The 25,354-nt window shown below is 70.1% G+C and carries 24 protein-coding genes and 2 pseudogenes; 7 read left to right on the top strand and 19 right to left on the bottom strand.

The features are described from left to right. Position 1: 1 nt before the first annotated feature. The 3 genes and pseudogenes from ABS642_RS17855 to ABS642_RS17845 all read right to left on the bottom strand — a co-directional run bounded on the left by ABS642_RS17855 (position 2) and on the right by ABS642_RS17845 (position 2,535). Positions 2–739 (bottom strand): DUF1684 domain-containing protein, encoded by a 738-nt coding sequence (locus ABS642_RS17855; protein ID WP_282215879.1) that lies wholly within the window; start codon positions 737–739, stop codon positions 2–4. A 146-nt stretch (positions 740–885) separates the two neighbouring features. After that, complete coding sequence (locus tag ABS642_RS17850) at positions 886–1,764, bottom strand: alpha/beta hydrolase (protein ID WP_350351172.1); 879 nt, start codon at positions 1,762–1,764, stop codon at positions 886–888. A gap of 34 nt (positions 1,765–1,798) precedes the next feature. After that, positions 1,799–2,535: pseudogene (locus ABS642_RS17845) on the bottom strand (copper homeostasis protein CutC). A 61-nt stretch (positions 2,536–2,596) separates the two neighbouring features. Here ABS642_RS17845 and ABS642_RS17840 point away from each other — a divergent pair. The 3 genes from ABS642_RS17840 to ABS642_RS17830 all read left to right on the top strand — a co-directional run bounded on the left by ABS642_RS17840 (position 2,597) and on the right by ABS642_RS17830 (position 4,827). Next, positions 2,597–3,037 (top strand): MarR family transcriptional regulator, encoded by a 441-nt coding sequence (locus tag ABS642_RS17840; RefSeq protein ID WP_282215876.1) that lies wholly within the window; start codon positions 2,597–2,599, stop codon positions 3,035–3,037. 5 nt (positions 3,038–3,042) lie between these two features. Next, a complete protein-coding gene (locus ABS642_RS17835) occupies positions 3,043–4,371 on the top strand; it encodes an MFS transporter (protein WP_350351171.1) in 1,329 nt (442 codons plus the stop codon). A 69-nt stretch (positions 4,372–4,440) separates the two neighbouring features. Continuing rightward, a complete protein-coding gene (locus ABS642_RS17830) occupies positions 4,441–4,827 on the top strand; it encodes a hypothetical protein (RefSeq protein WP_350351170.1) in 387 nt (128 codons plus the stop codon). Between the two features lie 104 nt (positions 4,828–4,931). Here the strand turns inward: ABS642_RS17830 and rocD are convergent, their stop codons facing one another. The 9 genes and pseudogenes from rocD to ABS642_RS17785 all read right to left on the bottom strand — a co-directional run bounded on the left by rocD (position 4,932) and on the right by ABS642_RS17785 (position 15,647). Next, positions 4,932–6,128, bottom strand: a complete 1,197-nt coding sequence (gene rocD, locus ABS642_RS17825) for an ornithine--oxo-acid transaminase (RefSeq protein WP_350351169.1) — start codon at positions 6,126–6,128, stop codon at positions 4,932–4,934. Then, positions 6,125–6,991: a dimethylargininase gene (gene ddaH / locus ABS642_RS17820; RefSeq protein WP_350353459.1), complete on the bottom strand. Its 867-nt coding sequence runs from the start codon at positions 6,989–6,991 to the stop codon at positions 6,125–6,127. Before ddaH ends, rocD begins: the two co-directional genes overlap by 4 nt. Positions 6,992–7,180: 189 nt before the next feature. Next, complete coding sequence (locus ABS642_RS17815; RefSeq protein WP_350351168.1) at positions 7,181–7,849, bottom strand: NAD(P)-dependent alcohol dehydrogenase; 669 nt, start codon at positions 7,847–7,849, stop codon at positions 7,181–7,183. Positions 7,850–7,875: 26 nt separating this feature from the next. Then, positions 7,876–8,025 (bottom strand): annotated as a pseudogene (locus ABS642_RS17810) (NAD(P)-dependent alcohol dehydrogenase); the annotation flags it as partial. A gap of 166 nt (positions 8,026–8,191) precedes the next feature. Further along, entirely contained in the window at positions 8,192–8,407 is a 216-nt protein-coding gene (locus ABS642_RS17805; protein ID WP_282215871.1) for a helix-turn-helix transcriptional regulator, read from the bottom strand. Next, a complete protein-coding gene (locus ABS642_RS17800; RefSeq protein ID WP_350351167.1) occupies positions 8,407–8,841 on the bottom strand; it encodes a hypothetical protein in 435 nt (144 codons plus the stop codon). Before ABS642_RS17800 ends, ABS642_RS17805 begins: the two co-directional genes overlap by 1 nt. Positions 8,842–8,945: 104 nt before the next feature. Then, positions 8,946–12,659 (bottom strand): proline dehydrogenase family protein, encoded by a 3,714-nt coding sequence (locus ABS642_RS17795; protein WP_350351166.1) that lies wholly within the window; start codon positions 12,657–12,659, stop codon positions 8,946–8,948. A gap of 58 nt (positions 12,660–12,717) precedes the next feature. After that, positions 12,718–14,115, bottom strand: coding sequence for a Re/Si-specific NAD(P)(+) transhydrogenase subunit beta (pntB, locus tag ABS642_RS17790; protein ID WP_282215868.1), 1,398 nt, complete (start codon positions 14,113–14,115; stop codon positions 12,718–12,720). After that, positions 14,112–15,647: a Re/Si-specific NAD(P)(+) transhydrogenase subunit alpha gene (locus tag ABS642_RS17785; protein ID WP_350351165.1), complete on the bottom strand. Its 1,536-nt coding sequence runs from the start codon at positions 15,645–15,647 to the stop codon at positions 14,112–14,114. The genes pntB and ABS642_RS17785 overlap by 4 nt, the downstream gene beginning before the upstream one ends. A 208-nt stretch (positions 15,648–15,855) precedes the next feature. On the opposite strand from ABS642_RS17785, the gene ABS642_RS17780 reads away from it, so the two are divergent. The 3 genes from ABS642_RS17780 to ABS642_RS17770 are packed head-to-tail and all read left to right on the top strand — an operon-like array spanning position 15,856 to position 17,686. Further along, positions 15,856–16,551 (top strand): hypothetical protein, encoded by a 696-nt coding sequence (locus ABS642_RS17780; protein WP_350351164.1) that lies wholly within the window; start codon positions 15,856–15,858, stop codon positions 16,549–16,551. Further along, complete coding sequence (locus tag ABS642_RS17775) at positions 16,548–17,108, top strand: hypothetical protein (protein ID WP_350351163.1); 561 nt, start codon at positions 16,548–16,550, stop codon at positions 17,106–17,108. Before ABS642_RS17780 ends, ABS642_RS17775 begins: the two co-directional genes overlap by 4 nt. Continuing rightward, positions 17,105–17,686, top strand: a complete 582-nt coding sequence (locus ABS642_RS17770) for a hypothetical protein (protein WP_350351162.1) — start codon at positions 17,105–17,107, stop codon at positions 17,684–17,686. The genes ABS642_RS17775 and ABS642_RS17770 overlap by 4 nt, the downstream gene beginning before the upstream one ends. Here ABS642_RS17770 and ABS642_RS17765 read toward each other — a convergent pair. Together ABS642_RS17765 and ABS642_RS17760 are read right to left on the bottom strand one after the other, a co-directional pair. Further along, positions 17,641–19,041, bottom strand: a complete 1,401-nt coding sequence (locus ABS642_RS17765; RefSeq protein ID WP_350351161.1) for a hypothetical protein — start codon at positions 19,039–19,041, stop codon at positions 17,641–17,643. The two genes, ABS642_RS17770 and ABS642_RS17765, sit on opposite strands and share 46 nt — an antisense overlap. A gap of 42 nt (positions 19,042–19,083) precedes the next feature. Continuing rightward, positions 19,084–19,644, bottom strand: coding sequence for an acyl-CoA thioesterase (locus ABS642_RS17760; protein WP_282215862.1), 561 nt, complete (start codon positions 19,642–19,644; stop codon positions 19,084–19,086). Between the two features lie 130 nt (positions 19,645–19,774). On the opposite strand from ABS642_RS17760, the gene ABS642_RS17755 reads away from it, so the two are divergent. Next, positions 19,775–20,284 carry a GNAT family N-acetyltransferase gene (locus ABS642_RS17755; RefSeq protein ID WP_282215861.1) on the top strand — a complete coding sequence of 170 codons (510 nt, stop codon included), beginning with the start codon at positions 19,775–19,777 and terminating at the stop codon, positions 20,282–20,284. A gap of 30 nt (positions 20,285–20,314) precedes the next feature. Here the strand turns inward: ABS642_RS17755 and ABS642_RS17750 are convergent, their stop codons facing one another. Genes ABS642_RS17750 through ABS642_RS17730 form a run of 5 tightly spaced genes read right to left on the bottom strand, consistent with a single transcriptional unit; the run spans position 20,315 to position 25,337 of the window. Next, positions 20,315–21,466 (bottom strand): acetyl-CoA C-acetyltransferase, encoded by a 1,152-nt coding sequence (locus ABS642_RS17750; RefSeq protein WP_350351160.1) that lies wholly within the window; start codon positions 21,464–21,466, stop codon positions 20,315–20,317. A gap of 44 nt (positions 21,467–21,510) precedes the next feature. Next, positions 21,511–21,981, bottom strand: coding sequence for an ASCH domain-containing protein (locus ABS642_RS17745; RefSeq protein WP_350351159.1), 471 nt, complete (start codon positions 21,979–21,981; stop codon positions 21,511–21,513). Then, positions 21,978–23,585: a cytochrome b/b6 domain-containing protein gene (locus tag ABS642_RS17740; protein WP_350351158.1), complete on the bottom strand. Its 1,608-nt coding sequence runs from the start codon at positions 23,583–23,585 to the stop codon at positions 21,978–21,980. Before ABS642_RS17740 ends, ABS642_RS17745 begins: the two co-directional genes overlap by 4 nt. 2 nt (positions 23,586–23,587) lie before the next feature. Next, positions 23,588–24,559, bottom strand: coding sequence for an electron transfer flavoprotein subunit alpha/FixB family protein (locus ABS642_RS17735; RefSeq protein WP_350351157.1), 972 nt, complete (start codon positions 24,557–24,559; stop codon positions 23,588–23,590). A gap of 1 nt (position 24,560) precedes the next feature. Further along, entirely contained in the window at positions 24,561–25,337 is a 777-nt protein-coding gene (locus tag ABS642_RS17730) for an electron transfer flavoprotein subunit beta/FixA family protein (protein ID WP_350351156.1), read from the bottom strand. Positions 25,338–25,354: the final 17 nt, after the last annotated feature.

Here is a 25,354-nt window from a genome sequence, read left to right as displayed (position 1 = left end):
GTCAGCCGCCGAGCACCACGACGCGCTCTCCGGCCCGGATCGGCGTCGAGTAGCGGTTGCCCGACGGTGGGAGCGGGCAGACGAACTGATCCGAGAACGCGCAGGGCGGCAGGTAGGCGCGGTTGAAGTCGATGATCGCGGAGCCGTCTTCGGCGGGCTCCTCGATCGGGAGGAAACGGAACCGGTAGGTCTCGAGCCCGTTGGTGCCGTCGGCGAAGACCGCGCTCAGCGTCCCCTGCGAGCTCCGCGTCACGGTCAACGTGTGCGGCGCGCCCGCGAGCTCGAAGTGCAGACGCCCGGCGACCGGCGATTCCCGCTCCTCGCCGTCGACCGCGGTGATGACGATCCGCTCGTCCGGCGTCGGCTCGAACCGCGCGGGCAGACGCCACCGCTCGTCGGGCGCGTAGGCGTCGATCGCCGTGAACCACTCACGCTGCGGGCGGGACGGGTTCAGCACCCGGAGTGCCAGCGTCCCGTGCCGGTCGAAGACGCGCAGCTCGCGCCGCCCGAGCCGGAAGCTCTCCGCACCCCGCAGCGTCACGCTCGCGCCGGACTGCCCGAGCTCGCTGCCGCGGATGCCGCCGTCGCCGGTCAGCGCCCAGAGGCCGGGGATGCCGTCGACAGCCGCGGGCATCTCGATGAGCCAGTTCGTCGACTCGAGGGCCGATGGCCCGTATTCCGAGCCCGCGAGCCGCTCACGCGCCGCGTGCCAATCGCGCCATTCGCTGACGAAGCTCATCCGACCGCCCTCTCGCGTTCCCGCGGAATACTGGTCCGAATGTAGAGCGCATCAGGCGTCGCCTGCCCGGATGACGTCACGCACCTTCACCGTGCGTAATCTCGCGACTCCGAAGGGAATGCGCGGGCGCTCAGCCGGGTTGGCGGTCAGCTCTGCGCGCGCGAGGGGAAGTGCGTGTCGAGCCAGGCGAGCACGTCGGCGCGCACCTCTTCCTGCTGCAGCTCGTTGAAGATCTCGTGACGCGCATCCGGATAGACCAGGGTGGTGACGTCGGTGAGACCGGAACGCGAGCGGTACTCGTCGGCGAGCTTGTGCACACTGTGCGGTCCACCCACCGGATCGTCGCGGCCGACCATCAGGAGCATCGGGATGTCGTGGCCCGCCTTCGCGACGAGATCCTTCGCCGGGCGCCCGTAGAGCTTGGCGGCCTCGATCGGGCCGAACAGCTTGAGGAGCGGGACGTCGGTGGTGAGCGGATCGTCGTCGAACGACGCCCACACGGCGGGATCGCGACTGAGCCACTCGAGCCCTGTGGCGCCTTCGTCCTTCGCCCAGCGCGCGTTGAGCGGCGCGGCATTCAGCGAGCCCGGAGTCAGCAGGGCGGAGCCGGAGAGGATGACCGCGTCCCAGGCCTCGGGGTGATGGTTGACGAGCTTCTGCGCCAGGAACGATCCCCAGGAGTGCCCGAGGAGCACGAGCGGCAGGTCGGGGTTCTCGTCGCGGATGATGCCGGTGAGCTGCCAGATGGCATCCTCCGCCGCGCGCAGTCCACCCTTGCCGAGGTGCCCCAGTCGCGCGGGTCCGTCGTGCTGGCGGATGCCGGTGCGGCCGTGGCCGCGATGATCGTCGGCGTACACGGTGAAACCGGCCGCGGCGAGGGCCTTCGCCAGCACGCCGTACCGGCCGGCATGTTCGCCGACGCCGTGCAGGAGCTGGACGACTCCGCGCGGCGTCGTGGTGGCCGGATGGACGTCGTAGACGATGGCGATGCCACGGGCGTCGGTGAACTCGCGAGTATCCGTCACGGGGAGAGCCTACCGACCGCAGGTCGCCGCCGGGTCACCGACCGAGCGCGGCGCAGACCGCGAGCGCCGTCTCGCGGTCGGTGACCTCGTAGCCCCCGACGCCGTCGGAGGCGGACCCCATGCGCACTCCCCCGACCTCGGTGACGGCTCGCTTCGCGGAGAAGTGGATCGCGTCCACGCCGCTCGCGGCGAGCGCCGGAGCGTTGGCTGCGTCGACGCCGCTGCCCGCCATGATCTCGATCTCACCCTCGGCCGCGGCCACGAGAGCGCGGAGCGTGTCGATGCCGTCGATCGCGACGGATGCTCCGCCCGAGGTGAGGACGCGACGGAGTCCGAGGTCTCTGGCAGCACGCAGCGTCGCGACAGGATCGGCCGTCATGTCGATCGCGCGGTGGAGGGTGACGGATGCTCCGCCGGCAGCGTCGCGCAGACGCGCCATGGCATCGACGTCGAGTGCGCCGTCGGCATCGAGGGCGCCGATCACGACACCGGCGGCACCGGCTCCGATGGCCCGGCGCACGTCGCGCTCCGAGACGACGAGCTCGTCCTCGGTGTAGTGGAATCCCCCGCGCGCGGCCGGATCAGCACGTGCACCTCCGGCCCTTCGGCGCCGGCGGTCTCGACGGCCAGCTCGAGCGTCGCGGGCGAGGGAGTGAGCCCGCCGAGGGCGAGGGCGGTCGCGAGCTCGACGCGCGTCGCGCCGACCTCCGCGGCGATGCGCACTCCGGCGGGGTCCTGCACGGCGATCTCGAGGGCGAGGGTTCGGGTCATCCCCCCATTCTGCCGGGTCGGCCTTTCCCTCTTCCAGAAGGTTAGGTAGGCTACCTAAGTAATGTCTGCGTCTGATGAATCCCTCCACCTCACCGCCACAGACCTCCGCATGGCCACATTCCGGCTGGCCCGCCGCCTGCGCTGCGCCCGGGCCGCGGATTCGATGAGCGATGCGCAGCTCGCGGTGCTCGCCGATCTGCGCATGAACGGTCGCCGGACGATCTCGACGCTGGCCGAGCGCGAACGCGTGGCTGCTCCATCGATGACCGGCCTCGTCAACGGCCTGGAGGAGCAGGGGTTCGTCGTGCGCACGCCCGACGAAGACGATCGCCGCCGCGTGCAGGTCGACATCACCGACGCCGGGATCGCGATCGTCGTCGAGACCATCCGACGCCGCGACGAACTGCTGGCCGACATGCTGCGCGAGGTCGACTACACCGAGGCGGAGCTGACCACGCTCCGCGAAGCCAGTGCACTGATGCGACGGGCGGTCGAGCGATGAGCGCCATGTTCCGTTCGTTCGCGAACATCAACTACCGCATCTGGTTCGCCGGCGCCCTCGTCTCGAACATCGGCGGCTGGATGCAGGCCACGGCGCAGGACTGGGTCGTCCTCACCGAGCTGACCGACAACGACGCGACGGCGATGGGCGTCACGATGGCGCTGCAGTTCGGCCCTCCCCTCCTGCTGGTCAGCCAGACCGGCTGGGTGGCGGACCGCTTCGACCGGCGCCACATCCTGATGGTCACGCAGACCGCGCTGCTCGGCCTGGCCATCGCCGTCGGCATCCTCCTTCTCAGCGGCGTCATGACGCTGCCGATGATGTTCTGCTTCGCGCTCGGGTTCGGCGTCGTCAACGCCTTCGATGCGCCCGCGCGGCAGGCGTTCGTGTCCGACATGGTCTCCGCCGGCGACACGTCGAACGCGGTCGCCCTGAACTCGGCATCCTTCAACCTCGCCCGCATGATCGGGCCCGCTGTCGGCGGCCTCCTGATCGTGGCGATCGGCTCCGGCTGGGTGTTCATCGTCAACGCCGCGACATTCCTCGCGATGATCCTCGCCCTGCTGATGCTTCGGAAGAGCCTGCTCGCCGCGCGTCCGAAGACGCGCAACAGGGGCGGCCTCCTCGCCGGCTTCCGTTACGTGTGGGGGCGCAGCGACCTGCGCGTGGTGTTCGTGACCGTCTTCCTGATCGGCGCGTTCGGCATGAACTTCCCGATCTTCGCCTCGACCATGGCGATCAAGTTCGGGTCCGGAGCCGACGGCTACGGCGTGCTCAGCTCGATCCTCGCGATCGGCTCCCTCGCGGGCGCCCTGCTCGCCGCACGACGCGACCGGGCGCGCGTGCGCGTCGTCATCCTCGCCGCGGGCGGATTCGGCGTCGCCGCCTTCGTCTCCTCCGCGATGCCGACCTACGCGTCCTACGCGGTCACGCTGATGTTCACGGGCTTCATGATCGTGACGCTGCTGACCACCGCGAACGGCTACGTGCAGATGACGACGGACCCGTCGCTGCGCGGACGCGTGCTCGCCCTCTACATGGCCGTGATCATGGGCTCGACGCCGGTCGGCGCGCCCATCGCCGGCTGGGTGGCCGATGCCTTCGGGCCGCGCACCGCGATCATGCTCGGCGGGACGGCCGGATTCGTCGCCTGCGCGATCGGCGCGATCTGGGTGTTCACCTCCGGACGCCTGCACCGCGACGAGAACCGCCGGTTCCTGCTCACCCTCGACGAGACGCGACCCCTGAGCGTGATCGAGCGGGCCGACCCGATCGAGTTCAGCGACGAGGCCGCCGCGACCACGCCGATCCGCACCGCTACGAAGAACGACTGAAGGGTCCTCGCACGACGGCCCGTTGTCAACACCCTTCGTGCACGCTGCGGCCGAACGTAGTGTCGGCGCATGGACGAGAACAGCGAAAGCACCCCGCACCCGCAGGAACCGGCCGAAGGCGCGACCGGCGTCGACGGCACGACAGAGAACGAAGGCCACGAGGGCGGTGACGACGGCGCCATCCAGGGCGATGCCGCGCGCGGCGAGTCCACGGGCGGTGCCATCCAGGGCAGCGCAGGCCCCGATCACGACGGTGCCGACAGCGGCGACGGCGGCGCGATCCAGGGCGACAGCTCCCGCGGCGAGTCCACGGGGGGCGCCATCCAGGGCAGCGCAGGTCCCGATCACGAGGCACCGCTCGGCGGCGACAAGGCGACCGAGGATCAGCTCCAGGCCGACAACGCGGCCGAAGAGGACACCCTCAAGACGCTCGACCCTGATTCCCCGCCGGCCTGAGTCACCGCGCCGCCGAGCCACCCCTTTTCGTGCGAGCGGCCCCTGTGAAGACGTTCACAAAGGGGCCGCTCGCACCGAAGCGGGTGGTTCGACAGGAGCGCGAGTCAGGCCCCGAGAACGAGCTTGAGCTGCTCCACCGCCCAATCGAGCTCCGTCGCGCGGATCACGAGCGGCGGGGCGATGCGGATGGTCTGACCGTGCGTGTCCTTGACGAGCACGCCCCGCGCGAGCAGCTTCTCGGCGATCTCGCGGCCGGTGCCCTTGGCGGGGTCGATGTCGACGCCCGCCCACAGTCCTGCGAGGCGGACGGCCGTGACGCCGTGGCCGATCAGCGGCTGCAGCGCCTGACCGAGGTGCTCCCCGAGTGCGCGGGCGCGCTCCTGGAACTCCCCCGACTCGAGCATCTCGACCACGCGCAGGCCCACGGCTGCGGCGAGCGGGTTGCCGCCGAACGTCGAGCCGTGCTCCCCGGGCTGGATGACGCCGAGCACGTCGGCGTTCCCGACCACGGCCGAGACGGGAAGGATGCCGCCGCCGAGCGCCTTGCCGAGCAGGTAGAGGTCCGGGACGACGCCCTCGCGGTCGCATGCGAACGTCTCGCCGACACGGCCGAGTCCGGACTGGATCTCATCGGCGATGAAGAGCACGTTCTTCTCATCGCAGATCTCGCGGATGCGGCGCAGGTACCCTTCCGGCGGGATCACGACACCGGCCTCGCCCTGGATCGGCTCCACGAGCACGGCGGCCGTGTCGTCGGTGATGGCTGCCGCGATGGCATCCGCATCCCCGTAAGGCACCACGTCGAACCCGGGCGTGTACGGCCCGAAGCCTTCGCGTGCCGACTCGTCGTCGCTGAAGCTGACGATCGTGGTGGTGCGGCCGTGGAAGTTGCCGGCGGCGACGATGATGCGCGCACGGCCCTCCGCGATGCCCTTCACCCGGTAACCCCAGGCGCGGGCGACCTTGATGCCGGTCTCGACGGCCTCGGCCCCGGTGTTCATCGGCAGGACCATGTCCTTGCCCGCGAGCTGGGCGAGCGCCGCGGCGAACGGCTCGAGCCGGTCGCTCTGGAACGCGCGGCTGATCAGGGTGACGCGTCCGAGCTGCTCGGTGAGAGCTGCGACGAGAGCCGGATGCCGGTGGCCGAAGTTCACCGCGGAGTAGGCGGCGAGCAGGTCGAGGTAGCGCTTGCCCTCGACATCCGTCAGCCAGGCTCCCTCACCCCGCGCGATGTTCACCGGAAGCGGGTGGTAGTTGTGCGCGACGTGCGGCTCGGCCGCCGCCTCCACGAGCCCCGTCACTTCGCGCCTCGCAGCTCGAGCGTGCAGCACTTGATGCCGCCGCCGCCGAGCAGCAGCTCGGAGAGGTCGATCATGATCGGGTTGTAGCCGCGCTCGCGCAGCTGCTTCTCGAAGCCCTTCGCGCGCGGCGAGATGATGACGTTGTAGCCGTCGCTGGCCGAGTTCAGCCCGAACACCGAGCCGTCCTCGTCCGAGACGAGGATCGCATCGGGGAAGCGCTCCTCGAGGATCGCGCGGCTCGCGTCGTCGAACGCGCCGGGGAGGTACGCGATGTTGGCGCGCTCGGGCCCGCCGTTCTCCGTGCCCTGCACCGGGTCGAGCACGGCGATCGCGGTGTCGAGGTGGTAGAAGCGCGGATCGACGAGGTTCAGCGACACGACCTCGCGACCGAAGACCTCGCCGACCTCGCGGTGGCTGTCGCCGGTCGAGCGGAAGCCGGTGCCGGCGAGGATCACGTCGCCCACGAGCAGGAAGTCGCCCTCGCCCTCGTTGACCTCCTCCGGGATGACGGTGTCGTAGCCGGCCGCGCGGAACCAGTCGGCGAAGGCCGGGGACTCGCCCTGGCGCTCAACGAACCGGAACTTCGGCACATAGGCGCGGCCGTCGATGAGGAAGCCGCCGTTGGCCGTGTAGACCATGTCGGGGAATCCGGCGAGCGGCTCGATGAGCTCGACCTCGTGGCCCAGCTCGAGGTAGAGGTCGTGCAGCTGCTGCCACTGTGCGACGGCCTTCGCCGTGTCGGTCGGGTTGGCCGGCTCCATCCACGGGTTGATCTTGTAGCTGACGGTGAAGTGCGACGGCTTGCACATCAGGTAGTGCCGGTGGTGAGCGGTGCGGGTCGCGGTGGTCTTAGGCGTCGACAGCGTGTTTTCGAAAGACAAGATGCTCCTCGGAACGGGACGCGGCGGACTCTGTCCAGGGGCCCGGCGGTCCTTCGACCCGCTTCTCGTCAGAGGGGTTGCGGGGAAGATGCGACTCGAGCACGCCAGCTCCCATTCTGTCATCCACCCCCTGTGCGTCGCCAGAGCGCGCGCGCCGGTGTGCGGAGCGCGTCAGGCCCCGCGGACGACGAGCTTGCCGACCGTGTGACCGGCTTCGATGTGCGCGAGCGCAGCGGATGCCTCGGCGAAGGGGTACTCGCGTTCGATCACGGGCGAGATGCGGCCCTCGGCGACGAGCTCCAGGAGCTTGGCCAGGACCTCGGGGCGCGGCGAGGCCGCGAGGGGACGGATGCGGCGGGATCCGATCGAGAGGAAGGCGGCCTTGATCATGCGCGGCACCGGTCCCAGCACGTGCCCTCCGTCGCCGGTGACGAGCACGACCGTGCCGCCGGGCGCGACGAGGCGCTGCAGATCGCGCAGCGGCATCCCACCGGCGATGTCGATGACCGCGTCGAAGTGCTCGGCCGGCAGCTCGCTCAGCGGCGACGTGCGGTGGTCGAGGGTGCGGGTGGCCCCGAGGTGCTCGATGAGCGGCGCGTTGCGCGTGCGGCACGTCGCCCAGACCTCGGCGCCGCGGAGCGCGGCGAGCTGCACCGCGAAGGTGCCGACTCCGCCGGACGCGCCGATGATGAGGACCCGTGGAGCGCTGCCCGCGCGCAGCCCGACCTCGGCGAGGTCGAGAGCCTGCCAGGCGGTCCCCCCGGCGACCGGAAGGCACGCCGCGACCGCGGGCTCGACGTCGGGCGGGACCGGCACGAGCCGGGCGGCGGGTACGCGCACGTACGTGGCGAGCCCCCTCCCCCGACGAGCTCTCCCACCACATGTTCGTCGAGCTCGGCGCCCACGACATCGGGTCCGACCGCGACGACGGTTCCGGCGACCTCGATGCCGCGCACCGGGTATTTCGGCTTCGTGAGGCCGAACACCGGCCGCACGAGCAGCGGGTCTCCGAGCATCAGACGCACGTCGCCCGCGTTGAGAGCCGTGGCGGTCACGCGCAGGACCACCTCTCCGCGGCCGGGGACGGGCACGGGGATCTCCTGCAGGGTCGTGCCGGCGGCGGGCCCGTACGTCTCACGACGCCAGGCGCTCATGGTCGAGGTCTCAGGTGTGTTGTCCATGTCACTGCTCCGGATACTGGAAGAGGTCGTCGATCCCCACGCCGAAGGCGCGGGCGATCTGGAAGGCGAGTTCGAGCGTGGGCGAGTACTTCTCCTGCTCGATCGCGATGAGCGTCTGCCGTGTCACGCCGATCGTGCGGGCGAGGTCGGCCTGGGTCATCCCCGCCGACTCCCGATGTGCGCGGATGCGGTTGGAGACGCGGGTGGGCTTGACCATCAGATCAGTCCCCGGCGGTAGGCGACGACCCGGGCGACGCTGCCGATGGCGGCGGCCACCCAGAAGCCGGCGAACATCGTGTTCGCGATCCAGAAGACGTCGGCGCCGACGGCGCAGAGGGCGATCACGCCGAGTCCCGCGATCACGAGGAAGGCCTGCTCGACGCGTCCGCCCAGGCGGCTGATGTCACGGTCGCGGATGTCGGACTTGCCGATGCCGCCGGCATCCGTCATCCCGGCGATCATGCCCCAGACGACGCTGAGGAGGATCACGGCCACGATGCTGCCGCCGATCACCCACAGCATGAGCGGGAACCAGTCGACGTCGGTGAGCGGACCGCCGGCCGCCTGCTGAACGATGAGGATGACATAGACGATCATCGTGATCGGGCTCACGATCAACCCCGCCCAGGCGTTGCGCTCCTCGTAGACCATGATGCCTCCTATGTAAAAGATTCTTGACACACTGAGCGTACGACGCAGATGCGGGCTATGTCAAGAATCTTTTACATGCGCGGTCGCCGGCCCGCGCGATCCGCTCAGATGACGTCGCTGAAGCGGCGGTCGACGTTCCCGTAGCGGTGGGCGGTGATGCTGATGGACTGCTCGTGCACGAACGGCAGCAGCTCGATGCGGGCGGCCGCGGTCACCTCGCCGTCGTACACCGCAAGGTCGGGATCACCGCTCGACGCCACGGCCAGCGAGGCATGGGCCGCGGCGACCGCGTCGCGGCCGCCGACCAGGCGCACCCGGTTCCGGCTCGGCGCAGGACGACGGTCGCCCTCCGCGAGCTCCTCGTGGCGCAGCATCCGCCCGATCCACTCGCCCTCGGTCTCGAGGAAGACGACGGCGTCCAGATCGCCCAGAGCCCGACGCACCTCGGCCGGCAGACCGCTCGGCGTGGACAGCACGAAGCGGGCGCCCGCACGCACGCCGGCGATCACGACCCGCAGCAGATCCTGCAGGGCCGCATCGTCGGTCGTCCTGATCTCGACGGGCACCGGCCGATAGCGGAAGAGGTTGCGCTCGATGCCCAGCCGGGACACGTCGCGCACCTGGCCGAACTCGCGATCCCAGGCGAGCGCGTCCGACAGAGCGGAGCGTCGCAGCCACTCGAACGGCTCGTACGCGAGCGACGGCTGCGCCGCCTCGATCAGGGCGGTGATCCGGGAATCGAGACCACGGAGGTGCAGGGTGCTGGATGCCGGACCGCCCGGGTGCGAGCGCCACGACCCGAGGCCGATCAGGTAGTTCGGACCACCCGCCTTGGCGCCGGGACCGACCGAGGAGCGCTTCCAGCCGCCGAACGGCTGCCGCTGCACGATCGCGCCGGTGATGCCCCGGTTGACGTACAGGTTGCCCGCCTGCACGCGGTCGAGCCACTGCGCGAGATCGTCGGGGTCCTGGGTGTGCAGGCCCGCCGTGAGGCCGTAGGCGACTGCGTTCTGCAGCTCGATCGCCCTCTCGAGCGTGGGCGCGTGCATCACGCCGAGCACGGGACCGAAGAACTCCTCCGTGTGGAAGCGCGATCCCGCCTGCACGCCGACCCGGATGCCGGGGCGCCACAGGCGTCCGCTGCCGTCGTCGTCCGCCGCGAGCGCGGGCTTGATGAGCCACTGCTCGTCGCCCTCGAGCTCGGTCAGCGCCCAGGCGAGCTTGCCCTGCGGCTTCTCGATCACCGGGCCGACCTCGGCGAGCGGATCCGTGGGCCAGCCGACGTGCAGGGAACGGACGGCATCCGCCAGCTGCCTCGCGAACCGGGGAGAACGGCCGACCGGCCCGACCAGGATCGCCAGCGAGGCCGCGGAGCACTTCTGTCCGGCGTGGCCGAAGGCGCTCTTGACGAGGTCGGCGACGGCGAGATCCAGGTCGGCGGACGGCATCACGATCATCGCGTTCTTGCCGCTGGTCTCGGCCAGCAGCGGCAGATCGGGCCGCCATGAGCGGAACAGCGCCGCCGTGTCCCAGGCGCCGGTGAGGATCACGCGTTCGACCGCGTCGTGACTGACCAGCGCGCGACCGAGGTCGCCCTCCTCGATGTCGACCAGTGCGAGCACGTCGCGCGGGACGCCGGCCTGCCAGAGCGACTCCGCGACGACGGCCGCGCAGCGGCGGGCCTGCGGGGCGGGCTTGAACACCACGCCGGAACCTGCGGCGAGCGCGGCGAGCACGCCGCCCGCCGGGATCGCGATGGGGAAGTTCCAGGGCGGCGTCACCACGGTCACCTTCGCGGGGACGAAGGATGCTCCGGAGATCGCATCGAGCTCGCGGGCCTTGGCGGCGTAGTAGCGGGCGAAGTCGACGGCCTCGCTGACCTCGACGTCGGCTTCGGCGAAGACCTTGCCCGTCTCGGATGCCGCGACTTCGATCAGCTCGCCGCGGCGCGACTCGAGCGCGGCGGCGGCGCGGAGCAGGACCTCGGCGCGCTCGGCGGCGGGACGAGCGCCCCATGCGGGAGCCGCGTCGCGCACCCGCTGCACGGTCTCGTCGAGAGCGGCGGGGTCGTCGATCCGCGCGGCCTCGAGGGTCGTGCCGCCGACGGTCGAGCTCGGGACGCTCTCGCGCACGGAGCGCGCCCAGTCGCGGTTGGCCGGGAGGGCGGGGTCGCTGTCGGCGGTGTTCGAGAACCCGGGGGCGCCGCCGGTGCCTTCGGCCACCTCTCGCGCAGAGTAGACGGCGGTCTCGAGGAAGGCCTCGCCGTCGCTGTCGTCCGATCCGCGCGAGATGCCGAGCACGGCCTTGGTCAGGCCGACCTCGGGGGCGGGCACCACCGGAGCAGGTCGCACCGACTCGTGCACCGGGGCGAGCCGGTCCTGTGTGCGGCGCGGGCCGATCCGCAGCGTCGGGTCCGTGGACCGGTCGAGGGCGTCGAGGAACCGATCCTGCTCGCGGACGAACAGGGACTCGTCCTCGTCGAGCCGGAACGCCGCGGACAGGAAGTTGTCAGTGGACGCGTTCTCCTCGAGTCGGCGCACCAGGTAGCTGATGGCGACGTCGAACTCGGCAGGCTCCACGACCGGCACGTAGAGGAGCACGGCGCCGACCTCGCGGGACACGGCCTGCACCTGCCCCTGAGCCATGCCCAGCAGCATCTCGAACTCGATCGCCTCGCGCACGCCGCGTTCACCGGCCAGCAGCCAGGCGTAGGCGATGCCGAAGAGGTTGTGCCCGGCGACGCCCAGCTTCACGGCCGCCGCCCGCTCGGGGTGCAGCGCCCAGTCCAGGCAGCGCAGGTAGTTCGCGTCGGTGTCGAGCTTCGTGTCGTAGGTCGCGGGTGTCCAGCCGTGGAGCTGCGCCTCGACGTTCTCCATCGCGAGGTTGGCGCCCTTCACGAGGCGCACCTTGATCGGCGCTCCCCCGTGCGCGACCCGGTCCTGCGCCCATGCGGTGAGCTCCTGCAGGGCGGGGAGGGCGTCGGGCAGGTACGCCTGCAGCACGATGCCGGCCTCGAGGTGCTGCAGTCGCGGGTCCTCGAGGATGCGCGTGTACACCGCGATCGTGAGATCGAGATCGCGGTACTCCTCCATGTCGAGGTTGATGAACGTCTGGGTCCCCTCCTGGGTCCCTGAGCCCGTCGAAGGGCCCGCCGCGGTCAGGTAGAGCGGCATCAGCCGCTCGACCACCTGATCGACGACCTCGTCGAACGCCCACATCGAGATGTGGCTGATGATCGCCGACACCTTGACCGAGACGTAGTCGACGTCGGGGCGGCGGATCAGCTCATGGATGCCGTCGAGCCGGCGCTTCGCCTCGGCTTCGCCCAGCACAGCCTCGCCGAGCAGGTTGAGGTTGACGCGCGCGGCGGTCCCGGTGGCGGTCGAGGGCGTGCGGATCTTCTCCAGCGCGGGTCCGAGCTTCGCGGGTCGGGCGTCGACCACGAGGTGTCCGACCATGTCGCGGAGCACGCGACGGGCGATGGGCACGACCGGAGACGGCAGGATCTGCGCCATGCCGCCGCCGAGACGCACGGCGGACCGCAGGTACCACGGCAGGAATTCGGGCACGATCGGAGCGATCCGGTGCAGCTGGGATGCTGCTGCGGCCAGGCTCTCCGGACGCATCACGCCGTCGACGAACCCGAGGGTGAAGGGGAGTCCGTTCGTGTCCTGCAGCACGCCCGCGAGTCGCTCTGCCGCGGGGTCGACCTCGGCCGCCGCGGCCTCGGTCACCCAGCGGCGCGCGAGCTCGACGGCACGATCCGCGAGAGGAGCGGATGCCACGGCATCCGAGGAGGATGACGACGACTCTGCCATGGTCTCCACATTAGGTCTGGATGCCGCTCGAGCAGCGGACGCCACCCGGTTCTCCCCGTCACAGCGCCGCGATGATGTCCTCCACCTTCTGCTTCGCGTCGCCGAACAGCATCGACGCGTTCTCGCGGAAGAACAGCGGGTTCTGCACGCCGGCGTAGCCCGCGGCCATCGACCGCTTGAACACGATGACGTTCTCGGCCTCCCACACCTTCAGCACCGGCATCCCGGCGATGGGGCTCGACGGGTCTTCGGCAGCGGCCGGGTTCACGGTGTCGTTCGCGCCGATCACGAGCACGACCGAGGTCGCGGCCAGGTCGTCGTTGATCTCGTCCATGCTGAGGACGATGTCGTACGGCACCTTCGCCTCGGCCAGCAGCACGTTCATGTGCCCCGGCAGTCGGCCGGCGACCGGATGGATGCCGAAACGCACGTCCACGCCCCTCTCGCGCAGCCGGCGCACGAGGTCGGCGACCGGGTACTGCGCCTGCGCGACGGCCATGCCATAGCCGGGCGTGATCACGACCGATTTCGCCTCGGTGAGCATCTCGGCCGCACCTTCGGCGGTGATCTCGCGATGTTCGCCGTACTCCTCGTCCGACGCGGACGGCGCGACGATCCCGAAGCCACCGGCGATCACCGACAGGAACGAGCGGTTCATCGCCTTGCACATGACGTAGGAGAGGTACGCACCCGACGACCCGACGAGCGCACCCGTCACGATCAGCAGGTCGTTGTTGAGCAGGAAGCCGGCCGCGGCCGCCGCCCACCCCGAGTAGCTGTTCAGCATCGACACGACCACGGGCATGTCGCCGCCGCCGATCGAGGCGACCAGGTGCCACCCGAGAGCGAAAGCCAGCACCGTGACGCCGATCAGCAGTCCGAGCTGCTGGTCGTTCACGAACCAGACCGTCAGCGCGATGAAGGCGACGAGCGCGCCGATGTTCAGCACGTTCTTGCCCGGCAGCACGAGCGGCTTGGAGGAGATCTTCGCCGACAGCTTCAGGTACGCGACGATCGATCCGGTGAAGGTCACGCCACCGATGAAGATACCGATGAAGACCTCGGCGTTGTGGATCCCCTCGAGCTGCGGAGCGATCTCCGGATGCGCGAGGTAGCCGTTCCAGCCGACGAGCACGGCGGCGAGACCCACGAAGCTGTGCAGCAGGGCGATGAGCTCGGGCATGCCGGTCATCTCGACCGAGCGCGCCCGCCACAGGCCGATGGCCGCACCGATGGCGACCGCCGCGACGAGCAGGCCGAGTCCGAGGAAGGCACCCGTGGTCCAGGCATCCGCCACGGTGAGGGCGACCGTCGCGAGCAGCGCGATCGTCATGCCGGAGATGCCGTAGACCACGCCGGAACGGGCGGACTCGTGGCGGCTGAGCCCGGCGAGGCTCAGGATGAACAGCAGGGCCGCGACGATGTACGCCGCGCCCGCGAGGGCGTCGACGGTCACTTGTGGCCGCCCTTCGTGAACATCGCGAGCATTCGGCGGGTGACCGCGAATCCTCCGAAGATATTGATGGATGCCAGCAGCACGGCGATCGCGGCCAGCACCTGCACCACCGGGATGGCGGAGGTGATCTGCAGCATCGCGCCGACGACGATGACGCCGGAGATGGCGTTGGTCACCGACATGAGCGGCGTGTGCAGCGCGTGGTGCACCTTGCCGATCACGTAGAACCCGATCACGACGGAGAGCACGAGCACGGTGAAGTGCTGCGGCAGCGGCGCGGGCGCGAACGCGTTCACGGCGAAGAGCGCCGCGATGCCGACCACGATGAGCGCGACCTTGCGGCCGGTCGACATGGTCTTCGGGGGCGCGATCTCGGCCGGCGCCTCGACCGCTTTCGCGGGTGCCGCCGCGACCTGCACGGCGGGCGGCGGCCAGGTCACGGCCCCGTCGCGGACGACGGTGACCGAGCGCTGCACGACGTCGTCGAAGTCGATCACCAGCCGGCCGTCCTTCGCCGGCGTCAGAAGGGCGACGAGATTCGCGAGGTTCGTGCCGTACAGCTGCGAGGCCTGCGCGGCGAGGCGCGAGGCGAGATCGGTGTAGCCGAGGATGATGACGCCGTTGCCGGTGACGATGCGCTCCCCCGCGACCGAGCCCTCGACGTTGCCGCCCTGGCCCGCGGCCATGTCGACGATGACGCTGCCCGGCTTCATCCGCGCGACGTCGGATGCCGTGATCAACCGCGGCGCGGCGCGACCGGGGATCAGCGCGGTCGTGATGATGATGTCGACGTCGGCGGCCTGCTCGGTGTAGATCTCGGCGGCGCGGCGGTTGTAGTCCTCGCTGGTCGCCTTCGCGTAGCCGTCGGCGGATGCCGCGACGGCGACGTCGACGGCGAGGTACGTCCCACCGATCGAGGACACCTGGTCGGCGACCTCGGGACGCGGATCGGTGGCGCGGACGATCGCGCCCAGGCTCGACGCGGCACCGATCGCCGCCAGACCGGCGACACCGGCTCCAGCGACCAGGACCTTGGCGGGTGGCACCTTGCCAGCGGCGGTGACCTGCCCGGTGAAGAATCGTCCGAACTCGTGTGCGGCCTCGACGACCGCGCGGTACCCGGCGATGTTCGCCATCGAGCTCAGCACGTCCATCGACTGCGCGCGCGAGATGCGCGGCACGGCGTCGAGGGCGAGGGCGGTGATGCCCCGCTGCGCGAGCGACTCGACGAGGTCAGGACGGAGAGCCGGCGACAGCAGCGCGATGAGCGTCGCCCCGTCAGCGAGGAGTGCGATCTCCGCGGCATCCGGTGCCGTGATCGCGAGGACGATCTCGCTCCCCCAGGCCCCGGCCCGATCGACGAGCGTCGCACCCGCCGTCTCGTACTCCGAATCCGGGTAGGACGCTGCTGCGCCCGCTCCCCGCTCCACGCTGACCGTGTGGCCCAGCTTCCGCAGCGACGCGATCGTCGCCGGGGTGGCCGAGACCCGTGCTTCGCCCGCAGGCTCCCGCACGATGCCGATGACTGCCACTTGCTCCTCCTCCGCCCGTCTGCCTCGACGGGGTCTTGCGGGCTACCGTGCCCGTATGTTCCGCTCACAGTACTGAGAGGAGACGCCACCACTCTGCTCTTCTCGCCACATGACGAGAAAAGAATTCCATTTCTTGCGGAATGCGTATGCCATGCGCTGGGCACTCCTTCCCGCCGCGCGAACGCACCCCCGGCTCTATGCTGTTTCCGTGAAAGCCACACCGCCGGGTGACCCGGGAGCGCAGCCCGATGCCCGCGGCGTCGTCGCCGCGAACGCGAGCGCACGCGCGAAAGTGCTCGGCTGGGCACGGCGCAGCATCGACCTCGTCCCGACCTCGTGGCTGATCACCGGCGCGGGGGCCGTGCTGCTCGGCGCGACCGCGATCTTCGGAGGTCTGGAGGCCGCGGCGGTCGACCCGACACCCACGGTCGACGTCGGCGAGACGTTCGAGGGCTCGGACCTGGAGATGACCGTCGTAGGAGTCGAGCTCAGCGACGACCCCGACAATGTGATGGTCTTCCCCGATGAGGAGAAGGGCGAGCGCGTGCTCGTCGTCACCGTCGACGTGGTCAACACCTTCGACAAGCCGCGGAAATCTGCTGCTCTCAAACAGAACTCTCCTGTCCTCGACGGCATCCGCATCGACGGGATCGACGACCGGCCCGAGACGTCGCGCGCGGACGACGGGCTGGGTTATCCGACGCTGCAGCCCGACGTGCCGACCCGGATCCTGCTCGCCTGGATCGTAGGGCCCGACGACTTCCACGACGGCGACGAGATCCGCCTGACGCTCCCTGATTCGACCCACTATGTCGGCCAGAGCATCATGCGCGGCGACTACTGGACCGACGTCGTCGTCGGAGCGACGCTGACGACGACGATCGAGGAGGTGGCGACGCCGTGAAGCAGAAGGTCCTCGTGTGGTCGCTCACTCTCGTGCTTCTCGCGGCGGCGTGGGGGGTGTCCAAGGCGACGCTGCCCGATGACACCTCGATCGCCGCGTTCTCGACCGTCGCCGTGCTCGACGAACCGGTGACGGTTCGCAACCTCGAGGTCACGGTCACCGATGTGCACGCCGCCAGCAGGGTGACGGATGCCGACGGGTGGTCCGCCGAGGGCACCTGGATCGTGGTCGACCTGGAGGCCGCCTCCGTCGTCACCCAGGAGGCCGCCACTCTCGGTCTCGCCGAACTGGTCATCGGCGATCGCACCTTCAGCGCCACCGACCGGGGAACGACCTTCGCCGAGCAGCGTCTCTTCACGGGCGTCGCGCGAGCCGGCAGTCTCGCGTTCGAGCTCCCCGCCGACGCGTTGACCGGCCCCGCGACGCTCCGTCTGGGCGTGCCGAGCGGATCCCCGAACGAAGTGCTGCTCGACGGCCTCATCGAGCTTCCCCTCGTGCTCGATGATCTGCCCGTCGAGGTCGAGGTGCCCCTGGACGAGAACGGGTGGGCGCGATGACGATTCCTCCTCCGCCGATCCGCGAGCAGCCGCAGCCGGAGCCGACGCGTTCGCCGTCGTGGTGGCGACGCAATCGACTCGCGCTGATCGCCCTCGCGGTCCTCGCTCCCGGGACCGCCATCGGCATCGGCTGGCACGAGTGGCACCAGTACTACGGCTTCGAGGCTCGCCCGTTCCAGCCGATCGTCGTCGAGGAAGACGCGACGGCCGAGCTGGTCGGAGCGACCTGGGGCCCCGTGCGCGGAGGAGAGATCGACGACCTCTCGGGCTTCGACGTGCCCGACGGCGCGAAGGTGATCGCGGTCGGTGTGCCCGTCGACGCGGGGAGCGACGGCGTCACCTGCACGGCGCCGGTCCTCGTGCACCAGGCGAGCGGTCGCGAATGGCAGACGGCGCGATTCGAGATGGGGCTGCTCTCCGACTCGGAGGAGCCGGAGACGTGCGTGAGCGACGAGAAGGGCGTGTACGAACTGATCGTCCCGTTCGTCGTCCCCGATGACGTCGAAGGCCCGTTCTGGGTCGACGTCTGGCCTCAGGAGGCGGGCGGATCGTTCCTCAGGTTCGCGCTGGAGGACTGACCGCCCACAGCATCCCGAGGCGATGTCGAGACGACGGCAGCGGCGACGGCATTCGCTGAAGCCGGAAGAAGACCGGCGGCATCCGCCACGGCGCGCATCTCGGTCTCCTCGGCCGAGACGGATGCCGAATCGGCGCGCTCCTGCGGGCGGCGGCGCAGACGCCCCAACGTCGCGTCGTACGCGCCGCTGATGACGGCGATGCGCAGCGGCTCGATGATGAGCAGCGGAACGATCGAGACCACGGGCAGGATGATCGCCCACGTCAGGAACTCGTGCGGGCCGATCAGCCGCGTGATGCCGAGGGAAAGGTAGGACTCCAGTGCCTTCACGACCACGTAGACGAGGGCGTACGAGGCGACCAGCAGCGGCCCGGCCCGCCACATCAGGAGGATCGCGCGCCCGATGGGCCGGAAGCGCGCACCGAGCTCGCCTCCGAGATCCTTCAGCCGCCGCACCACCGGGTTCGGGATCACGGTCGCGTGCTGACGGAAGCGGGAGATCAGCTGGTTCTCGACGCGCAGCTTCTCCGCGACGATCGCCTGGCCGAACACGACACCGGCGATCGTGAGCCAGGCGAGCGGAGCGAGGAGCACGGGTCCCGCCTCGGTGAGCACCCACCCGATCGCCTCCCACAGCCAGCGCAGTGGCGCGACGGCGTTCAGGATCTGCTCCCGCAGATCCTCCAGGAACGCCATGGCCGCGCGGCTGTCCACCCACGCCTTGATCGAGTCGAAGAGATCGCCCAGCAGGATGACCGAGAAGAAGACCCACACGACCTCGAAGTAGACCGCGACCGGCGACAACCAGGTCGAGAGCTTCGCCGACCACTTCGACCACGCCCATCGCCCGGCGAACGCGATCACGATGATCGCCACCGTCCAGACGTTGAACGGCAGGTTGAGGACCGTGTCCTGATCGCCGACCGGAGCGTCGCCGTTCACGCTCGCCGTGAAGATGATGCCGGAGCGCACCTCCAGCGCTCGCGACGAGTAGGCGTTCACATCCTCCCGGAGAAGCCCCTGCGCCCAGTACACGGCGAAGAAGGGCAGGATGCCGGCGAGAAGCGCGGAGAGGAAGGTGCGCCGACGCTCGACCGGCTCCTCCGGCAGCGGGGCGACCTCCTGCAGATTGCGCAGCCCGTCCCGCAGCACGAGGAACATCGCGACGAGACTGATCAGTCGCGCGAGGATCCCGATCGGCAGCACGAGGAAGCCGAGCGTGGCCGAGGACGCTCCGATGAACCCTGCGACCTGGCCGATCACGTACTGCACGAGCACGCCGGCGAGATACCACGCCATGAGTGCCGGCCAGTGCCGCATCAGCACGCGTCCGGTCGTGGTCAGGATCCCCAGCACGGCCCTAAACTACCGCGTCGAGCGCCTACCGGAATACCGGAATCACGACCAGACGCTCGGCGCCTTCACCCGCACGGGCGGAAGAGCGGATGCCGCGGCCCAGTCGTGCACCCACGGATCGATCTCCGGCACGCCCTCGGGCTTGCCGACCGCGGCGAAGAGCTCCTCGTTGCTGACGGTGCCGCCGGTGCGGCGCAGCATCCGCGCCCGCACGATCGCGCGCGCGTAGACCTCGCCGTCGACCACGGCCCGGTGCTCCATGAACAGCGCCTTCTCGTCGTGGCCGATGAACCGCGACTGCACCTCGAACCGCTGCCACAGCTCCAGCGACTTGCGGAAGGTGATGGTCTCGCTCGACACCACCGCGTACCAGCCCTGGTCCTTCATGGCGCCGAACAGGCCGGTGCGGATGAGCAGGTCCCAGCGACCGAGGTCGAACAGCGACAGGTAACGGCCGTTGTTCATGTGGCGCAGGATGTCGATGTCGGTCGGCAGGGTGGTGAGGCGGACGGTGCCGACGGCCGTCGGGTCGAGGGTCTTTCCCCGCCGCACGCGGCGACGAGCACGGAGGATCACCAGGAGGGTGCGCCAGATCACATTCACGAAGATCGATCGTAGCCATCGACGAACGATCCGCGAACATCGTTGTACGAATCCTCCATCCGCTCCGATCACTCCGCGCAGGGCATCCGCTCGATTTCCCGTTCGCTCATGCCGCGCGTAGAGTCGCGACATGAGCGCCGAAGCCCAGCCTGAAGTCATCGTCCGTCCGGTCCGTGATGTGGACGCGGAGGCGCTCGGTCGCGTGCACGCCCAGTGCTGGCACGAGACCTACGACCACCTGATCAGCAAGGCCGCGCTCGAACGGGTCTCACCCCGGCGCATGGCGGAGCTGTGGACGCACTGGGCGGCCCAGGGCCCCGAGTTCACCATGCGTGCCGCGCTGGTCGACGGCGAGATCGTCGGGTTCGTGGGCTCCGGCCCCGCCCGCGACAAGGATGCCCCGGCGTTCCGCGAGCTGTACTTCATCTACCTGCTCGACGCGCTGCACGGCACGGGCATCGGCCAGAAGCTCTTCGACGCCGCGGTGGAGAAGGAGGAGCCGCTGTACCTCTGGGTCGCCGAGGACAACCCTCGCGCACACCGGTTCTACACGCGCAACGGCTTCACGCTCGACGGCGCCACGCACACCGAGCCCTTCCTCGGCGAGACGCTGACCGAAGTCCGCTTCGTCCGCTCCTGAGTGCGGTGATCCGCGTCTCGCAGACGCGGATCAGAGGCGCTCGATGATCGTGACGTTGGCGACGCCACCGCCCTCGCACATCGTCTGCAGTCCGTAGCGGCCGCCGGTGCGCTCGAGTTCCGCGAGCAATGTGGTCATCAGTCGGGTGCCTGTCGCGCCGATCGGGTGACCGAGGGCGATCGCTCCACCGTTGACGTTGACCTTCTCGTACGGAACGTCGAGCTCCTGCATCCAGGCGAGCACGACGGAGGCGAACGCCTCGTTGATCTCGAACAGGTCGATGTCGGCGACGGTCAGCCGCGTCCGCTCGAGCGCATGCCGGGTGGCGGGGATCGGCGCGGTGAGCATGAGCACGGGGTCGTCGCCGCGCACGGACAGATGATGCACGCGCGCCCGGGGAACCAGCCCGTGCTCCTTCACGGCCCGCTCGCTCGCGACGAGAACGGCACTCGACGCATCGCTGATCTGCGACGAGACGGCGGCGGTGATGCGGCCGCCGGGTCGCAACGGCTGCAGCCCCGCCATCCGCTCGAGCGTCGTGTCGCGGCGCACGCCCTCGTCGTGGTCGAGCCCGTTCAGCGGCGCGATCTGACGGGCGAAGCGCCCCTCGTCCTGCGCGAGCGCTGCACGGCGGTGACTCTCCAGCGCGAACTGCTCCATCGTCTCGCGGGTGATGCCCCACTTCTCGGCGATCAGCTCGGCGCCGACGAACTGCGAGATCTCCTGGTCGCCGTAGCGCGCCTGCCATCCCGGCGACTCCGCGTAAGGCGTCGTGAACCCGAACGCCTCCCCCACGAGGGCCGACGACGTCAGCGGCACCTGCGACATGCTCTGCAGCCCGCCCGCGATCACGAGGTCGGCCGTACCGCTCATCACGGCCTGCGCGGCGAAGTGCACGGCCTGCTGACTCGACCCGCACTGACGGTCGATCGTGACGCCGGGCACATGCTCGGGGAATCCGGCGACGAGCAGGGCAGTGCGGGCGACGTTGCCGGCCTGCCCGCCGATCGCGTCGATCGTGCCGAGGATCACGTCGTCGATCAGTCCCGGGTCGATGCCGACCCGGTCGACCAGCGCCCGCAGACTGTGCGCGCCCAGGTCGGCGGGATGGATGCCGGAGAGCGATCCGCCGCGCCTGCCGACCGGCGAGCGGACCGCGTCGACGATGTATGCCTCTGCCATGTTCCTCTTCCTCTCCCTCGTCGCGCGCGTGCACGTTCGCGGGTTCACGCGGCGTGGATCAACCGGAACCTCTCGCACACGACGGGCATGTCGGGCGCATAGCCGCGGGGGTTCTCGGAGTGCTCACGCCAATACCGCTCGTGAACGGCACGCCAGTGCGCGAGCGTGCGGTCGCCCTCACCCTCGGCGTGGGCGTGCGCCTCGTCGACCTCGTCGAAGGGGACGATCTCGACGGCCGTGGTCTCGATGACCGCTCGCGGTGCACCCACCCCGTCGAGGATGATGCTCAGCTCTCCGACCGTCGGCAGCGGGTCCCGGTTCGCCTCGTAGTCCCACAGGGACGACGCGGTTCCGTCCTTCAGTCCGGTGACCACGAGCGCAAGGAGCTCATCGGCCTGCTGGGGGGTCGCGCCGAATCCCCATGCCTCGGGTGGGGTCTCCGGCAGCTCCGGCAGCGCTGTTCGCGCATCGCGCCAGTAGTCGGCGATATGCGCGTCGTCGCTCTCCGGACTCACCGGCCCGACACCTGGCCGAAGAGCTTCGCGATCGGCGCGAGCACGAGCGGCCGCGCCGAGAACCAGCCGACCGCGAGCACGGCCAGCGAGGCGAGGAACACCCAGAAGCCGGTCCAGGTCACGGCATCCTGCGCCGCGTACATGTGGTTCAGGTTGCGCAGGAACCCGGTGAGCATCACGAGCGCGACGTGGGCGATGATGAACGCCACGAAGTACAGCATGATCGGGAAGTGCAGCGCCCTGGCCCACTCGACCGGGTACGCCTTCGACAGCGTCTCGGCCTTCTTCGGCCACAGCCCCGACATCCGGAATCCGGTCGCCACGGCCAACGGCGCGGCGATGAAGACGGTCGTGAAGTACGCGAGCTGCTGCAGGCTGTTGTAGTTGTTCCAGCCGTTCTCATGCGGCCAGTCGAACGACACGTACTGCAGAGCAGCGGAGAGAGCGTTGGGGAAGACCTCCCAGCTCGTCGGCACGATCCGCACCCAGTGCCCGGTGACGAAGATCAGCACGACGAAGATCACGCCGTTGATGATCCACAGGAGGTCGAGCGCCTGGTGGAACCAGAGCGTCAGGCTGATCTTGCCCTTCTGGCTGCCGCGCGGTGTCCAGAACACCGTCGGCCGCTTCTCGCTGCGCACACGCAGCCCCGAGCGGATGATCAACGCGATCAGGAACATGTTGAAGAAGTGCTGCCAGCCGATCCACGGCGCGAATCCCGGTGCGACCGCGATGGCCGGTTCGTACTCCCCGGGGAATGCGGCGAGGAAGTCCTGCATGAAGGGGAAGCTGAGGAGGGTGCGAACGAACGCGATCGCCGCTCCTGCGATCAGCCCCAGTGCCGCGGCACCCAGCAGACCGGCGATCGCCTGCGGCCACGACGGAAGGCGACGAGCGGATGCCGGAGCCGCAGCCACATGCCGGGGAGCGCGGCCGTTCCAGACGGTGCGCGTCCACGGCAGCGGGGTGTCGAGGTCGGCGGAGAGGATCGCGACCGGCGCCGAGGCTTCGGTCTGGACGACGGCGGCACCGGTCTGCTCCGGCGCGTCATCGGCCGGAGCCTCCGAGCCCGTCGCCGGGCTCGCGCCCAGCAGCGGCGCCGTTCCGGCCGGCGGCCAGGGCTCGCCACCGGCGACGCGCGGGAGGCCTCGGCGGACCGAGGACTCGCCGGATGCCGGCGCCGCGGCGGTTGCCCCAGCCGCGGGCGTCGTCACCGCCTCGGGCGCGGCGGGCGCCACAGCGGGGGCACGGTCAGACGCGGGACCAACCGCAGCCGTGGCGGCGGGCGGCCAGGGCTCGCCGCCGACGACGCGAGGCAGACCGCGGCGCATGCGCGCGACCGGACCTTCCGCGACCTGGGTCTCCGCGACCTGGGTCCCTGAGCTTGACGAAGGGCCCACGGCGGAAGACGCTTCGACAGGCTCAGCGACCCAGCCGGGAGTCGCCTCTGCACTGCTCGCGACCTGGGTCCCCGAGCTTGTCGAAGGGCCAACGACGGAGGACGCTTCGACAGGCTCAGCGACCACTCCCGCGGCATCCGCCGGGGGCCACGGCTCGCCGCCGGGCACGCGCGGGAGTCCGCGCCGCAGCATCCGTGTGGCCATGTCTACTTCTTCCGCGCCTCGAGCGCGGCGATGACCTGCGGCACGACGGTGAAGACGTCGCCGACGATGCCGAAGTCGGCGACGTCGAAGATCGGCGCCTCGCCGTCCTTGTTGATCGCGACGATGTTCTTCGAGGTCTGCATGCCCGCGCGGTGCTGGATCGCCCCGGATATGCCGAGAGCGACATACAGCTGCGGAGACACCGAGACTCCGGTCTGTCCGACCTGGTGCGACTGGGGGATGTATCCGGCATCCACCGCCGCACGCGAGGCGCCGACGGCGGCGCCGAGCGCATCGGCGAGCTCCTCGACGAGCACGAACTTCTCCTTCGACGCGAGACCGCGTCCGCCCGAGACGACGCGCGTCGCCCCTCGGAGCTCGGGCCGGGAGGAGGCGACCTCGACCGCCTCGACCGCACCGGCGGTCGCGGCGACCGCACCGGATGCCGCGACCTGCAGCACCTCGACCTGCGGCGAAGCCACGGCCTCGGCACGCGCGTCGACTGCGCCCTGACGCACCGTGATGACCGGCGCCCCGAAGGTCGCCGCCGCGTCGACGAGGTACGAGCCGCCGTACACCGAGTGGTGCGCGACGATCCCCTCGTCATCACGGGAGACGCCCACCGCGTCCACCGCGAGCGCGCTCCTGGAGCGCACGGCGAAGCGACCGGCGACGTCGCGGCCCGCGATCGAGTTGGAGATGAGCACGGCATCCGGCTTCACCTGGTCGAACGCGGCCTGCAGGGCGTCGACGATCGGCACGGTGAGCGAAGCGGAATCGCCCTCGGCGGTCAGCACGACCGCCGCACCGGCGGCCGCTGCGGCATCCACCGCCGCCTGGCTGCCGCCGACGATCAGGGCCACGGGAGCGCCGATCGTCGAGGCCGCGCCGACAAGAGCGGCGGTGCTGCTCGCGGCGCCGCCCGACGGGTCGACGTCGATGAGGACGAGGATGGGGTTCTCGGGATAGGTCATCTCACACCAGCCTGTTCTGCACGAGGTACTCGACGAGCTTCTCGGCGGCATCGCCCTCGTCGGTGATCTTCACGCCTGCCGCCCGCGGCGGCTTCTCCGACACCGCGGTCATGATGGTGCGGGGCGCTGCGGCAGGGTCCGCCGAGACGTCGAGGTCGGCGAGCGAGAGCACGTCGAGCGGCTTCTTCTTGGCCGCCATGATGCCCTTGAAGTTCGGGAACCGCGCGTCCGGGAGCGCCTCGGTGATCGAGACGACGGCGGGCAGCGGAGCCGAGACCTGCTGGCCGCCGGCATCCGCGGCGCGCGTGCCGGAGACGCCGTCGGCGGTGATCTCCACCGAGCTGAGGGCTGTGGCCTGCGCGAAGCCGAGATGCTCGGCGAGCATCGCCGGGATCACGCCGCCGGAGCCGTCGGTCGACAGGTTCCCGGTGATCACCAGGTCGGGGGCTCCGCGGCGGATGGCTGCGGCGAGCACCTCTGCCGTGAGCCCGAGATCCGCACCGGCCAGCTGCTCGTCGGCGATGTGCACGGCGGAGCCGGCGCCGATCGCGAGCGCCCGTCGGACGGATGCCGTCGACCCGGCAGGTGCCATGGAGAGGGCCACCACCTCGGTGCCCTCGTTCTTGTCGGCGTAGCTCAGCGCGACCTCGAGCGCCCGCTCCGTGATCTCGTCGAGGACCACGTCGCCGGCTCCACGATCAGCCAGGCCGGTCTCGAGATTCAGCTTGCGATCGCCATAGGTGTCGGGCACCTCTTTGACCAGGACGAAGATCTTCATCGATTGCTCCTCACGAC

The organism is Microbacterium sp. A8/3-1 (genome assembly GCF_040267695.1).
Lineage (GTDB): Bacteria > Actinomycetota > Actinomycetes > Actinomycetales > Microbacteriaceae > Microbacterium > Microbacterium luteolum.
The sequence above is the reverse complement of the archived record's forward strand: the minus strand, read 5'-3'. Positions and strand labels throughout refer to the sequence as shown.

Coding starts and splice junctions, on each gene's coding strand:
- ABS642_RS17830 (WP_350351170.1), top strand. CDS start 4,441: ATGGACGAGAACAGCGAAAGCACCCCGCACCCGCAGGAACCGGCCGAA.
- ABS642_RS17740 (WP_350351158.1), bottom strand. CDS start 23,585: ATGGCCACACGGATGCTGCGGCGCGGACTCCCGCGCGTGCCCGGCGGC.
- ABS642_RS17755 (WP_282215861.1), top strand. CDS start 19,775: ATGAGCGCCGAAGCCCAGCCTGAAGTCATCGTCCGTCCGGTCCGTGAT.
- ABS642_RS17730 (WP_350351156.1), bottom strand. CDS start 25,337: ATGAAGATCTTCGTCCTGGTCAAAGAGGTGCCCGACACCTATGGCGAT.
- ABS642_RS17855 (WP_282215879.1), bottom strand. CDS start 739: ATGAGCTTCGTCAGCGAATGGCGCGATTGGCACGCGGCGCGTGAGCGG.
- ABS642_RS17835 (WP_350351171.1), top strand. CDS start 3,043: ATGTTCCGTTCGTTCGCGAACATCAACTACCGCATCTGGTTCGCCGGC.
- ABS642_RS17840 (WP_282215876.1), top strand. CDS start 2,597: ATGTCTGCGTCTGATGAATCCCTCCACCTCACCGCCACAGACCTCCGC.
- ABS642_RS17770 (WP_350351162.1), top strand. CDS start 17,105: ATGACGATTCCTCCTCCGCCGATCCGCGAGCAGCCGCAGCCGGAGCCG.
- ABS642_RS17735 (WP_350351157.1), bottom strand. CDS start 24,559: ATGACCTATCCCGAGAACCCCATCCTCGTCCTCATCGACGTCGACCCG.
- ABS642_RS17750 (WP_350351160.1), bottom strand. CDS start 21,466: ATGGCAGAGGCATACATCGTCGACGCGGTCCGCTCGCCGGTCGGCAGG.
- ABS642_RS17805 (WP_282215871.1), bottom strand. CDS start 8,407: ATGGTCAAGCCCACCCGCGTCTCCAACCGCATCCGCGCACATCGGGAG.
- ABS642_RS17800 (WP_350351167.1), bottom strand. CDS start 8,841: ATGGTCTACGAGGAGCGCAACGCCTGGGCGGGGTTGATCGTGAGCCCG.
- ABS642_RS17795 (WP_350351166.1), bottom strand. CDS start 12,659: ATGGCAGAGTCGTCGTCATCCTCCTCGGATGCCGTGGCATCCGCTCCT.